We start from the raw sequence: 13,196 nt of genomic DNA, 5'->3' as shown, positions 1-13,196 counted from the left end.
ATTGCGCTTTATTGACCCGGTTTTATTTGTTTAGAAGTGCTTTAATTTCTTCTATATCATTTTTCATGGACTTTAATTCTTTGGCCATGGCTTCTTTTTCCGCTTTAAGTTTTTTGATTTCCTTTTCCTGTTCTATGGTGTGAAGGAAAAGTTCCTCTATTTTTTCAAGGTTTTGCAAGTTAGAAGCACTCAAGTTCCATTGTCCTTTTTCCTTAGCTTCTACAGCAGAGGTAACACCTGGTAGGTGATGGTTCTCTTTGATGAAAGCTTCCACTTCTTCAAGATTTGTAAAGTTGTAGGTGCCTTTTAATTCTGAGTTACCTAAGAAGTATTTTTGGAAAACGTAATCTGGTACATTGTCAGTGATATCTCCGTCATAAATAACATCTCCCGAGGTTATTAAATTTCCATCAGCAAGAATATTTCCGGCCACATGAAGTCTTTCTGCGGGAGTATCAGTTCCAATACCTACGTTTTGTACATCATCAATTCTTAGTGCTTCTGTACCGCCAGTAGAAAAGCCTATTTGATCAGGACTTGCCCTGAACATACCTGTATTTGTATCGCCAGCTGTGTAAAAACCGTAGCTAGGTTGATTTGCAGAGCCAGGACTAGCTGCGAAGCCACCTCTAGATCTCGTTTGACCATTTACATCTAATTTATCTGTAGACTGAACAGGTTCTGTGCCACCGAAAATTCCGATACCAACACTGCCCGAACCGGTAAAGTTTAATTTCTGACCATTTAAATTATATGTTCTGTCTTCTCCTGTGGTTTGAGTTAAGTTGGATTCTGCAATATTTTTGGCATCGGCCCAAACAACATCAGTACCGCTTGTTGTTAATATTTGACCGTCCGTTCCTTGTGAAATTTTATCAGGAGTAACATTGTCGTTGGCAATACTATTTGTAACCACAGCTCCTGCTGCAATATCTGCAGTTTTTACTTCACCATTTAGTATTTTTAAAGAAGTAATAGCATCAGTTGCTATAACCGTTGCCGTAGTTGAGCCAGTAACATCACCTGCTAAAGCGTTTACACTAAATTCATTAGTTCCGCTTAAAGTAAGTCCAGTACCCGCGGTATAGGCTGTAGATCCGCCATTGTCTGTTCCAATAGTCCATGTTGTATTATCATTATCCCATTTTAGAACTTGTCCGTTGGCCGTTGCGCCCATAGGACTTAAATCTTCTATAGCAATAGTTGCATTTGCAATTTTAGCCGATGTAACAGCATTAGCATTAATATTTTCTTCAAAGACAGCGTTGACAGCTAACTCATCGGTTCCAATTACATCATTGGCAATAACTGTAGCCGTAGTTGGTCCGGTTACTTCTCCAGCTAAATTGTCCACAGCAAAAGTTGTTCCTGTAAGCGTTATACCAGCTCCACCAGTATAGGTTGTAGAAGCGGCATCATCCGTTCCTATTTTCCATACTAGATTATCTTGGTCCCACTTTAACACCTCTCCGTTGGTTGTTGCACCCATGTTGCTTAAATCTTCTAATGCGATGGTGCCATTTGTAATTTTTGACGAGTTGATACTGGCATCTTTAACTTGCAATGCATCCGAAATTATTTCTATCGTAGTATCATCAACACCAATATTATAACCCTTACCATCAGTCTGAACTACTAAGGCATCATTTGCATCAGCATCAGTAATGGAAAGTTCACCTGCATCTTCCCAAGAAACGGCTCCAGCCCCATTAGAAGTCAATACCTGATTTGCATCTCCACGGTCTCCAGCAATTTCGATACCATTATAAAGGACGATGTCTTTGTTATTTTTTATGGTGAAGGCTTTGTCTGTTAATCTTTGAGGTGCTTCTCTTGCGGCATCATTCTGATTAAGAGTAAAATGAAAATCCCCTATACCATAATCTCCTGTTCGTTCAAAAATAAGAGCGCCCTTTCCGTCTTCAAATCGATCAACGGAGAACAAAACACCAACGCTCGATCCAGCTGATTCTAGGCCGTTATGAATTTCTAAGGGGTAGGAAACATCTCCATCCACATTATCAATAATATGAACTTTTACATTATTGTTAATATTCTTGCCGTCCAAACCAATTCCTAAAGCTCCATATGGTCTTCCAGCTACCACTCGACTTTCATAATCCCAAATTAAACTAGGATTCCCATTTGTGGGGTGAAACGCTTGAGCTGGATCACCATCTTCATTGGCGAAAAATATGGATTTTGACTGACCGGAATGGCTAGCAGCTGAAGCAATTTCCCATTCACTATTAGTTTCGCTCCATCTCATTATCTGACCATCTGCATCTGCTCCCATATTGCTCAAATCTTCAAGAGCAATGGTGCCATCCTGAATTTTTAGAGAAGTAATTGAATCATTTTCTATGATTAAAACCCCTGAATTATCTATAGTAGCATCACCGCTGATCGTTTGCGCTACCGGAGTATCAGTGGCATCACCGATAAGAATAGTGCCATCGGCTAGGCTACCACCGGCAGCTACTACATCATCCACATATTTTTTTGTAGCCGCATCCTGATCTAAAGTTGGGTCAGAAAGGTCTGCAATTTTAAGATTTCCAGCGCTAGCACCCGTTGTTAAAACTTGACTCAAATTTTGAGCAGTTCCTGCTGTACCCAAGGCTGTATTAATCCCGGCTAAATGAGCCTCAACATCTTGTGTAGCCGCAGTATAGTTAGTAGCTGTAAGTGCTACTGGTACTTCGCCCGCATTTTGGTCGTCCGTACTTCCTCCGGTTAAAGCAGCATCTATTCCGGCCAAATGAGCTTCTACATCTGCTGTAGCTGCCGTATAGTTTACTGGAATGGCTGCAACTGGCACCTGTGCGGCATTTTGAGTAGTACCGGTTCCACCACCATCTAAATCGTCTAGATTGATTACGCCGTTAAAACCTCCGCCAGTACCTGTAAATGTAAGATTGTTATCCGCTGGGGTATATACCACATTTGAGATAACCCCATCTGCTGTGCCACCTCCACCGGCCAAAGAACTTAAGTCTACGGTGGTGTTTGTTCCTGCTTCTGTAATAACCAATTCATTAGCGGCATTTAAAACAGCACCTGTTATCAATTCATTGGTTATGCTGCCATCAACTTCGTTTGCAGCATTTATAACATAAGGTGTTGCTGCCGTACCGTTACCGGTTATAGTTATGTTATTACCTTGGTTTATATTGGTGTCCGATCCATCTGCAGTAGGAATAGTAACCGCATTGCCGTTGGTTATGGACAATAGATTTCCAGAAATGGAAAGGGTCTGTATTTCGTTAGTATTGCTTTTATCACCATCTGCAGCAATAGCAGCCGTATTTGCGGCAATATTATCTTCTAAAGTGGTTGCATCGAAGAAAGCGCCACTATCACTACCTACACTAATGGAATTGTCCGCATCACCACTTACCACATTGGCACCCGTAATAAAACCGGCATCGTTATTGAAAAAGCTTAACGGAAGGCTATCGCGGTCTATGGCGTACGGACCAACCGCATTTTGTGCAATTCTAGCTTTATCTACGGCATTTGGCGCTAATTTTCCCCGTCCAATAGATCCGTTTTGTATATCTACCCCGTTAATTCCCCCGTTCAATATTTGATCGCTGGTAATACTATTTGGAGCTATTTCAAAATTGTTGCCACCCGCTGTTTGGGTAATAACAATAGTACTTTCTGAATTTACAATAGGCGTTGCCGTGAGGGCACCACCATCTGCGCCTTCGCACATACTGATCCATGCCGCACCATCATAATAATACACACAATCTGCAGTAGTATTGTAGACCAAAGCCCCACGATTGGGAACAATAGTTGTCATTTGCAAAGAGTCTACTCTTGTAATGACCAAAACCTTGTCCGAACTTTCTAGTTCCAGAATGGAAGCGGGATCAATTGTTTGAGGGTTATCACCTATTTTTACTTGTGCTTGTGCAAAACTGATGAGGAAAAAACCGACAAAAAATAACGGTATCGAGATGCGCTTTTGCATAAAGTTTAAAATTTAAGGTATTAGGGTGAACAAAAATAAAATTATCTTGGTACTTAACTAATTTAACAAGACAAACTACAGGTTCATCTGGCTAAAAGGATTGCACGTACTGGTTACCTGATAGTTATGATGTGAAAATTTCTGTACATACGAATTAACAAAAGTTTAGCCGCCATGGTTTTTTTAAGACCAAAACATGTACTTTCTTTATCCACATAATTTATCTTACGGGTAACTCTAGTATAGTACGAAAGTACTCCTTATAAAGTTGCCCTGAAATTGATTTAATAAAAAACCATATCCCTAACGAGGACATTTATAAAACAACCAAATGAAGATTATCCCTACTCTAATATGTGTACTTTTTTCTTTTATAGCAGTGAATGCGCAAGATGATGACCGTTCCTTGCTGCGCGGTACGGTGTTGTACCGGAATATAAGTGTACCTAACGAGAACATTATAAATATTACTACGGAAAGTGCGGTAATTTCCAATGAAAAGGGACAGTTTGCCATACGGGTAAAAGCGGGCGATGAATTGGCGTTTACGGCAGTAAACTACCAACTGGAAGTGGTTAAAATTACGGATGAAATTATAGAAAACGGTCGTTTGGTGGTTGAAGTAAACGAAAAGGTTACCGAATTGGATGAGGTTGTGGTAAGCCCTGAGAACGAGGAGAAGTTTATACAATTGCAAAATGAAGAATTTAAGAAGGTAGAGTATGATATTGATCGTTCTTCAGAAGTAGAAAATATAGCTTTAAGTCAGTCTGAAAGGGGTATGAAGGATGGTGCCAATTTTGTAAACATTTTTAAAGCCCTGGCCAAAGCCGGCAAAAAAGAGGATGCAGAGGTGCGCCCGCGTATGAAAATGAGCCAAGTGCTTCGTCAAGTGTATGATGATGAGTTTTTTGTGACCGATCTTAAACTGTCTCAAGATGCTATTGATGATTTTTTGCAATATGTAGACACGCATGAGCCAGAATACCAATTGTTGCTAAAGAAGAACGAGTTTGGATTAATCGATTTTCTGGTGAACAAAAGCAAGGCTTATCGAAAACAATTGAATGAAGAGAAGTAAATTTCTTTTTCTAATTTCTTTTTTACTCTTGACACGTTTATGTGCTCAAGATTTATTTTCTGATGAAATTCAAGGTCGTGTTTATAGTAAAGATGGGGATGTAGCTGCCACCCACGTTTTAAACTTCACTACAAAAAAGGCTACCATTACGGATATTGACGGGTTTTTTAATATTGCCGCAAAGCTTAACGATACGCTTGTATTCTCTGCGGTACAGTACAAACGCAAGGAAATTGTGGTAACTATAAGTCTCTTGGAGAGTAAACTTCTTATGATTCCTTTAGAAGAAGCTCTAACGGAGCTGGATGAGGTTATAGTTATGCCATATAGTCTTTCGGGAAATATAGCCAGTGATCTAAATACTTTAAAAACAGAGCCTGTAGTTACGGCTTCAACTTTAGGATTGCCAAATGCCTATGTAAAGCCCATAAGCAAGGCCGAACGTGAATTTCAGGCCGCAACGGCAAACCCGTATATGAGTTTGGACCCGCTGATCAATATGGTTACAGGCCGAAAAAAAATGTTGAAAGCCCGCGTTAAACGAAATGCGAAATATGAGAGAACGCAAAGAGTCAGGGGGTTTTATGCAGATTCACTCTATACAACAGAATTGAAAATCCCTCTGGAGAAGATTGATGAATTTATGTATTTCTGTGAGATAGACTCTTCTTTTCAGCAAATTGTAGACTCACATGACCGGCTGAGTATTTGGGCTTTCATGAAAAGGAAAAGTGTTGTGTACCGTGAGAATTATGAGGGTCAGGAATAAGTGATGTAGGTAATAAAAAGCAATTTTCAGTGTGGAAGATTGCTAAAAGCATATCCTATGAAACCATTGCAAAAATTAGTTTTTGTGAGTGTCATAACTGTGGTGGCAAACACATCATGTGCCCAAGAAACTATATCCTTAAACGGACGCGTTTTTAGCGAGAACGAAGAAGTTATGGCCACCCATGTGTTAAATACGTCTTCAAATAAGGCTACCATTACAGACGCCGATGGTTTTTTTGACATAGATGTTCAACTTAATGACACTTTGGTTTTTTCGGCAATCCAATTCAAACGAAAAGAAGTGGTGGTAACCAAATCTATTTTAGAGAGCAAGTTGCTGGTTGTACCGTTGCAACAGGTGTTGAATCAACTAGAGGAGGTGGTGGTAATGCCTTATAATTTAACGGGAGATATGAGTAGGGATTTAAATAGAATTCCTGTTGGTTCGGTCATAACATCTCAATCGTTGGGTTTGGAAAACAAGAAAGGAAGACTAAGACCAAAAGGTGTTGGTGAAAAACTTCGAATAAATAAATACTTAGATTTAGTTACGGGCTATGATACCGTCACTTTAAAGCCAAAGTTTCGGCTAGATTTAAAAATTGTTAGACTATCGGAAGATATATCTGGTAGAACCAAGGAGTTAAAGAGGTACGCAACTCTGGAAAATGAGAATAAGCAGTTAGAAGAGATACGATTGTTTTTTACGGACTTCGTTTTTATAGAGACCCTTAAAATTCCGGAACACCAAATACCTGACTTTTTGAACTATTGTATGGTTGATGTGGATTTTAAGGAATTGGCAAACGCAAATGAGATGGCCGCTCTGTATGAGTTGTTAGAAACCAAAGGCCAATTGTATAGAAAAAACAACAATCTAGACTAGTACTGTTTTGGCATAACATTTGCCTATTTTTGTAGTAGAAAATGAGATTATGAATTCTTTTAAACAACTATTAGTGGTATTGGTGCTACCTCTATTGGCCTTTACTGCTGCCCATAAGTTTTACGTTAGCGTAACCAATGTAAATTATTCGGAAAAGGACAAGGCACTACAGATTACGTCCCGTGTTTTTATTGATGATTTAGAGAAGTTGTTGTTAGAACGATATGACTTTAAGGCCCAATTGGCAACCGATGAAGAGTCTGCCCTGGCTGATGAATATTTAGAAAAATATTTGAGGTCCAAATTTGTGGTGCAGGTTAATGGTAGCCATGCTTCTTACACATATATTGGAAAAAAATATGATGCGGACGTGGTCATATTTTATCTGGAAGTCCCCAATGTGGATTTAGCCACCTTAAAATCCGTTCAAATAGAAAATGAAGTTTTGACAGATTTGTTCGAAGAACAGCAGAATGTTGTTCATTTAAAAATAGATGGAGATAAGAAAAGCTTTGTTTTAGTCAAATCTCGTACTAAAGGAATGTTAAAATTATAACATTTAGGTAACTATTCCTTAAAATATTATATTTTCCCACGCTTAAAACCACAGACACAAATGAATAGATTAAAGTACGGTCTAGCTACGTTACTTTTTGTATTTGCCAACATTTTAATGGCACAGAAAGGGGTTAATGCAGACAAAGAACCCGGTCATTACAATCAGAATAAGTTTAAACAGTTGTACGAGGAGTTTGCGACTCCCAACAACTATCGTTCCGCTTCGGGAGCTCCGGGCCCGGATTATTATCAGCAACAAGCCGATTACAAAATGGATATTGAGCTAGATGATAAAAATGCCAAAATCTACGGTACGGAAACCATCACCTACACCAATAATTCTCCAGACCATCTAGAATACCTTTGGTTACAGTTGGATCAAAACGTACGGGCAAAAACGTCAAAGTCGCCCTTACGGAATGGTGAAGGTGTACCTATAGCCGAACAAACCAGTGCTTTTGCACAAAAATATATGACAGAAACTTTTGACGGTGGGTTTAACATAGAGTATGTAAAGGACGCTAACGGAAAACCGTTAAAATATACCATCAACCAGACCATGATGCGTATAGATATTCCACAACCTTTAAAAAGTAAAGAACAAATTTCATTCTCTATCAAATGGGATTACAATATTCCAAACCATACTATAAACCGTGCTCGTTCTGGTTACGAATATTTTGAGAAGGACGGAAACCGAGCTTATGTTATAGCTCAATTCTTTCCTAGAATGGCCGTATATAGTGATGTAGAAGGATGGCAGAACCATCAGTTCTGGGGTAGTGGCGAGTTTGCCCTTACCTTTGGCGATTATGATGTGAACATTACAGTACCTGCCGATCACGTTTTGGATGCTACGGGAACACTTCAGAATAGAAAGGAAGTTTTTTCAAAGGAAATGATGAGGCGTTTTGAAAAGGCCAAAAAATCGTATGATAAACCGGTACTTATCGTAACCCAAGAAGAAGCAGAGGAAGCAGAAAAAGGGTTTTCGGAAAAGAAAAAGACCTGGAAGTTTAGAGCGGAGAACGTAAGGGATTATGGTTTTGCCACCTCTAGAAAGTTTATTTGGGACATGCAGGCCGTAAAGGTGGGCAACAAAGATGTTATGGCGGTTTCGTTATATCCAAAAGAAGGTAATCCATTGTGGGAAGAGTATTCTACCAAAGCAGTGGCGCATACCTTAAAATCGTACTCATCACATACGTTTGATTACCCTTATCCAAAAGCAATTTCGGTACATGCCAAGCAACAAGGTATGGAATACCCTATGATTTGCTGGAACTATGGGCGTCCCAATGAAGATGGTACATATTCGGACCGTGTGAAGTACGGGATGATCAGTGTAATTATTCATGAGGTGGGACACAACTTTTTTCCTATGATCGTAAATTCTGATGAACGCCAATGGGGTTGGATGGATGAAGGTCTAGATACGTTCATGCAGTTTATGGCCGAGCAAGAATTTGGGGAAAAATACCCTGAAGCCATAGCGCCTAATGACAAGTACCCGTCAAGAAGGGGAGATCCTTCTAAAATTGTTCCGTACATGGCAGGTGATCAGAGTACCATTGCACCTATCATGTCCAACCCGGAAAATGTGTATCAGTTAGGTCCAAATGCCTATGGAAAACCAGCTACCGCTTTAAATATTCTTCGCGAGACCGTAATGGGCAGAGAGCTTTTTGATCATGCTTTCAAGACATATTCCCACCGTTGGATGTTCAAGCACCCAACTCCGGAGGACTTTTTCAGAACTATGGAAGACGCTTCTGCCGTAGATTTGGATTGGTACTGGAGAGGATGGTTCTATACAACTGATTTTGTAGATATTGGGGTAAAGGGCATTAAGAAGTACTATGTTACGGATAAGCCTACCAAAAAAATGCAAGAGTACATGGCGGCAAGGGGTATCTCTGAGGCAGATTTACCACCTTTGGTTTACATGGCAGAGGAAGGTAGTGAAGAAATTGACCCTAACATAAAAGGAAAAATGCCATCGGAAAACTCAAAATCGCTTAAGGAGTTTATGATGGATAATTTAACTGCCGAAGAAAGAGCGGCTGTTAAAGAGCCTAAGTATTTTTATGAAGTTACTTATGATAAACCGGGCGGAATACCTATGCCTTTAATTGTTGAGTATACGTATGCGGACGGAACTACTAAGAATATTACCTACCCACCGGAAATCTGGCGCAAGAACGATAAAGAGGTGAGCGTAGTGATATCTTCGCAGTCAGAACTTACCGGTGTTGTTGTTGATCCAAAGGCAGAAACGGCAGATATAGATACCTCTAACAATGCATGGCCTAAGAGAGAAGAGAAATCTGATTTTGATAAGATGAAGGAAAACGCTGTTAAAGGCAAATAAATTTTTGTTAATATCACAAAAAGACCTGCTAGGTTTTCGTAACCTAGCAGGTCTTTCTATGTAAACTTCATTATATTTGTGATATGTATTCATTGCACTTTTTATTCATTAGCGGAGGCGAAATATTCTTTATCATGTTCATCGTTGTCATGGTTTTTGGCGCCGATAAGATTCCTGGCATAGCCAAAGGGCTGGGCAAGGGCATGCGTCAATTAAAGGACGCTACGGAAGATATTAAACAAGAAATTCAGAAAAGCGCCGATAAACAGGGGATAGACACCAGTTTTATAACCGACATCAAAAAGGATATTGATGAGGTTAAGGATAATATTACTTCAGGAATCGGTACCGACATCAAAAAAGGAGTAAGCGACGTTAAGAAGAGCGTTGATGATGTTACGGGAACTATCAAAAGAAGTTAGATTTGCTGGATCGTATTCTAGAATGGGACAGGGAAACTTTTATCTACCTGAACAATTTAGGCATTGAAGAGTACGATCAATTTTGGCTTATTGTAACCCAGTTTAGTACTTGGATTCCTTTATTTGCTTTATTCTTCATTCTTATTTTTATAAAATATCCAAAAAAGGAAGCAATTTATGTGGTGCTCACTATAGTTGCAATGATTTTTTTTGTGACCACCCTTACTGATTTAACCAAAGAAGTAGTAGCCAGATTACGGCCTAATAATGACGAAACTATGAATACATTGATCCGTATTCTTAAACCTTCCTCCAGTTATAGTTTCTTTTCCGGACATTCGTCTAGTTCTTTTTCGGCTACCACTATCGTGGTGCTGTTTCTAAGGAACCGCTTTAAATGGTGTTGGCTGTTTTATATTTGGCCGTTATTATTTGTATTCAGCCGTATTTTTGTAGGCGTACACTTTCCTACGGATATTATAGTGGGTTCTACCGTTGGTGTTCTTTCCGCACTGTTCTTTTATAATCTATATGTTAGGTTTATAGCACCCTACTTAGGGTTAAGCCATCCCTAATAGGAAGTAGAACGGTTTCTATGCGAGGGTCTTCTTTTAACTTTTTGTTGAAGTCCAACAGAATAGGGGTTACCTTATCTTTTTTGTCCACAGCTTCAACTACTTTTCCGGACCATAATACATTGTCGGATAGGATAACGCTGCCGGGTCGGGTCTTTTTCATGACCAGCTCAAAATAATCGGGATAATCCTTTTTTTCGGCATCAATAAAAACAAGGTCAAAGGTAGTATCTAATTGCGGTATAATGTTTTTGGCATCCCCAATATGTTGTATAATTTGGTCTTTGTAGGCACTCCGTGAAAAATAACGCTCTTGTATCTCCTGTAGCTCCTCGTTAATATCTATGGTGTGTAAATGGCCATCTTTCTGCATGCCCTCCGCCAGACATAACGCAGAATATCCCGTATAGGTGCCAATTTCTAGAATGTTTTTTGGGTAGATTATTTTGGATAATACGCTTAGAACCCTACCTTGAAAATGTCCGGTAAGCATACGTGGGCGAACTACTTTAAGATGTGTCTCCCTGGTGAGCTCTTGAAGTAATTGAGGTTCGTTTTCTGAATGGTTTTGAATATAATTCTCTAAATCCGCAGATAAGAAATGCATGCCTGAAATTTCTGCAAATATATAGTATTTTAGAACTTCATAACCGTAGCCTATAACCGTAAATACTATGAGTGAATTTATAACACGAAGTGCCTCATTGGAAGATTTGGAAACATTGCTTGAATTTGAGCAAGGAATCATTGCTTTTGAAAGACCGTATGACCCAACCTTAAAGAAGGACCCGATCAGTTATTATGATTTGGGGGAATTGATAAAAAGTAATGAAGCCCGGGTGGTAGTTATTGAATTCAACGGGCGTTTGGTAGCATCTGGCTATGCTAAAATCAGACCGGCCAAACCGTACCTTAATCATGAAATCTATAGTTATTTGGGGTTTATGTACACGCATCCGGATTTTAGGGGAAAAGGGCTCAATAAAAAGGTGGTGAAAGCCTTGCGGGATTGGTCCATTTCAAAAGGTATTACAGAAATACGCCTTACCGTTTATGATGAAAATGATGCAGCTATTAAAGCCTATGAAAAAGCAGGTTTTAAAAAGCATATTATTGAGATGCGAATTGTTGATTTAAAGTAGCCCTGCAATAGCTTTAATATCCCTTCTGAAATTGTATTTTTGAAAAAAAGACCTTTATGACATTCGAGAACACCTTAGCGTTTGCCCAAAAGTTGGATTCTGAAGATAAATTACGAAGCTATCGCGATGAATTTTATTTTCCTAAAGTAAATGGAAAACAGGTTATCTATTTTACGGGAAACTCCCTTGGATTACAGCCTAAGCGTACCCAAAAGTTTGTAGATGAGGTCATGACCGACTGGAAAGAGCTTGCCGTAGAAGGTCACTTTCACTCAGATAAACCATGGTGGGATTATCACGAGCAGTTATCGGCACCACTGGCCAAGGTAGTGGGGGCAAAAACAGAGGAAGTATCCGTAATGAACACCCTAACGGTAAACCTTCATCTTTTGATGGTTACTTTCTATAGACCTACGAGCAAACGTTATAAGATTCTTTGTGAGGAAAAAGCATTTCCGTCAGATCAGTATATGCTGCAAAGTCAGGTTAGAAATCATGGGTTAGACCCCAATGATGCTTTGGTAGAGGTAAAGAAAAGGGATGGTGAGCATTTCTGGCGTACCGAAGATGTTCTTCAAAAGATAGAAGAGTTGGGAGATGAGTTGGCATTGGTTCTTATTGGGGGCGTAAATTATTACAACGGTCAGGTTTTTGATATGGAAACCATTACCAAGGCCGGTAAGGCCGTAGGTGCCAATGTAGGTTGGGATTTGGCCCATGGTGCTGGAAATATAGAATTAAAACTACATGATTGGGATGCGGATTTTGCCGCGTGGTGTAGCTATAAATATATGAATAGCGGACCCGGAAATGCTTCCGGTGTATTTATCCATGAGCGTTATTTGAATAAAAAGGACATACCCAGGTTTGAGGGATGGTGGGGAACCAAAAAGGAAACCCGATTTTTAATGAAACCGGAATTTGAACCCATGGCTAATGCCGATGCTTGGCAGTTGAGCAATCCTCCGGTACTATCCGTAGCACCATATTTGGCTTCTTTGGAGATGTTCGAGGAAGTGGGCATGGATGCCTTACTAGAGAAAAGAGATTGCATTGTGGCCTATTTGGAGTTTGTTCTTCATGAAATAGATGCCGAAATAGACGGAACCACTTTTGAGATTATAACTCCAGAGGATAGAGGTACCCAATTATCCGTTTTTCTTCACGGACAGGGCAAACCACTTTTTGATTATTTAATGGATAACGGAGTCATTACGGATTGGCGGGAGCCTAATGTTATTCGCTTGGCACCAGCTCCTTTTTACTGTTCGTATGAAGATATGTACCGCTTTGGTCAGATTTTAAAAGAAGGCATCAAGACGTTATAATTTCCATATTCTTTCAATAGGCGTTTTATCCCATTATTAATGGGATAGGGGCGATTTTTGGGTATTTCAAACTTTTTAAT

Annotated in this window: 11 protein-coding genes; 9 read left to right on the top strand and 2 right to left on the bottom strand. The window is 39.6% G+C overall.

Features of this window, described 5'->3' with window-relative positions:
* Window positions 1-22: 22 nt before the first annotated feature.
* Window positions 23-3,982 carry a hypothetical protein gene (locus SJY45_RS08760; RefSeq protein ID WP_400074135.1) on the bottom strand — a complete coding sequence of 1,320 codons (3,960 nt, stop codon included), beginning with the start codon at window positions 3,980-3,982 and terminating at the stop codon, window positions 23-25.
* A gap of 331 nt (window positions 3,983-4,313) precedes the next feature.
* On the opposite strand from SJY45_RS08760, the gene SJY45_RS08755 reads away from it, so the two are divergent.
* The 7 genes from SJY45_RS08755 (at window position 4,314) to SJY45_RS08725 (ending at window position 10,646) form a co-directional block, all read left to right on the top strand.
* Window positions 4,314-5,063, top strand: coding sequence for a hypothetical protein (locus tag SJY45_RS08755; protein WP_400074133.1), 750 nt, complete (start codon window positions 4,314-4,316; stop codon window positions 5,061-5,063).
* Complete coding sequence (locus tag SJY45_RS08750) at window positions 5,050-5,832, top strand: carboxypeptidase-like regulatory domain-containing protein (RefSeq protein WP_400074132.1); 783 nt, start codon at window positions 5,050-5,052, stop codon at window positions 5,830-5,832. The genes SJY45_RS08755 and SJY45_RS08750 overlap by 14 nt, the downstream gene beginning before the upstream one ends.
* A gap of 57 nt (window positions 5,833-5,889) precedes the next feature.
* Window positions 5,890-6,720, top strand: coding sequence for a carboxypeptidase-like regulatory domain-containing protein (locus SJY45_RS08745; RefSeq protein ID WP_400074130.1), 831 nt, complete (start codon window positions 5,890-5,892; stop codon window positions 6,718-6,720).
* Between the two features lie 49 nt (window positions 6,721-6,769).
* On the top strand, window positions 6,770-7,276 hold the full coding sequence (locus tag SJY45_RS08740) for a DUF6702 family protein (RefSeq protein ID WP_215441972.1): 507 nt from the start codon (window positions 6,770-6,772) through the stop codon (window positions 7,274-7,276).
* A 60-nt stretch (window positions 7,277-7,336) separates the two neighbouring features.
* A complete protein-coding gene (locus SJY45_RS08735; RefSeq protein WP_400074128.1) occupies window positions 7,337-9,649 on the top strand; it encodes a M1 family metallopeptidase in 2,313 nt (770 codons plus the stop codon).
* Between the two features lie 83 nt (window positions 9,650-9,732).
* Window positions 9,733-10,071, top strand: a complete 339-nt coding sequence (locus tag SJY45_RS08730) for a twin-arginine translocase TatA/TatE family subunit (RefSeq protein ID WP_215441970.1) — start codon at window positions 9,733-9,735, stop codon at window positions 10,069-10,071.
* Window positions 10,072-10,073: 2 nt separating this feature from the next.
* Window positions 10,074-10,646 carry a phosphatase PAP2 family protein gene (locus SJY45_RS08725; protein ID WP_289061843.1) on the top strand — a complete coding sequence of 191 codons (573 nt, stop codon included), beginning with the start codon at window positions 10,074-10,076 and terminating at the stop codon, window positions 10,644-10,646.
* On the opposite strand, the gene SJY45_RS08720 is transcribed toward SJY45_RS08725, so the two are convergent.
* The gene (locus tag SJY45_RS08720) at window positions 10,612-11,253 is read right to left on the bottom strand and encodes an O-methyltransferase (protein WP_400074125.1); all 642 of its coding nucleotides are present in this window, start codon (window positions 11,251-11,253) and stop codon (window positions 10,612-10,614) included. The genes SJY45_RS08725 and SJY45_RS08720 overlap by 35 nt on opposite strands.
* A gap of 67 nt (window positions 11,254-11,320) precedes the next feature.
* Between SJY45_RS08720 and SJY45_RS08715 the strand changes: the two genes are divergently transcribed.
* Window positions 11,321-11,788 (top strand): GNAT family N-acetyltransferase, encoded by a 468-nt coding sequence (locus SJY45_RS08715; protein WP_400074124.1) that lies wholly within the window; start codon window positions 11,321-11,323, stop codon window positions 11,786-11,788.
* A gap of 56 nt (window positions 11,789-11,844) precedes the next feature.
* On the top strand, window positions 11,845-13,116 hold the full coding sequence (kynU, locus tag SJY45_RS08710) for a kynureninase (RefSeq protein WP_400074122.1): 1,272 nt from the start codon (window positions 11,845-11,847) through the stop codon (window positions 13,114-13,116).
* Window positions 13,117-13,196: the final 80 nt, after the last annotated feature.

The organism is Zobellia russellii (genome assembly GCF_044597075.1).
GTDB classification, from domain to species: Bacteria; Bacteroidota; Bacteroidia; order Flavobacteriales; family Flavobacteriaceae; genus Zobellia; species Zobellia russellii.
This window is presented reverse-complemented; position numbering and strand designations above follow the sequence as displayed.

Coding starts and splice junctions, on each gene's coding strand:
- SJY45_RS08760 (WP_400074135.1), bottom strand. CDS start 3,982: ATGCAAAAGCGCATCTCGATACCGTTATTTTTTGTCGGTTTTTTCCTC.
- SJY45_RS08755 (WP_400074133.1), top strand. CDS start 4,314: ATGAAGATTATCCCTACTCTAATATGTGTACTTTTTTCTTTTATAGCA.
- SJY45_RS08750 (WP_400074132.1), top strand. CDS start 5,050: ATGAAGAGAAGTAAATTTCTTTTTCTAATTTCTTTTTTACTCTTGACA.
- SJY45_RS08745 (WP_400074130.1), top strand. CDS start 5,890: ATGAAACCATTGCAAAAATTAGTTTTTGTGAGTGTCATAACTGTGGTG.
- SJY45_RS08740 (WP_215441972.1), top strand. CDS start 6,770: ATGAATTCTTTTAAACAACTATTAGTGGTATTGGTGCTACCTCTATTG.
- SJY45_RS08735 (WP_400074128.1), top strand. CDS start 7,337: ATGAATAGATTAAAGTACGGTCTAGCTACGTTACTTTTTGTATTTGCC.
- SJY45_RS08730 (WP_215441970.1), top strand. CDS start 9,733: ATGTATTCATTGCACTTTTTATTCATTAGCGGAGGCGAAATATTCTTT.
- SJY45_RS08720 (WP_400074125.1), bottom strand. CDS start 11,253: ATGCATTTCTTATCTGCGGATTTAGAGAATTATATTCAAAACCATTCA.
- SJY45_RS08715 (WP_400074124.1), top strand. CDS start 11,321: ATGAGTGAATTTATAACACGAAGTGCCTCATTGGAAGATTTGGAAACA.
- kynU (WP_400074122.1), top strand. CDS start 11,845: ATGACATTCGAGAACACCTTAGCGTTTGCCCAAAAGTTGGATTCTGAA.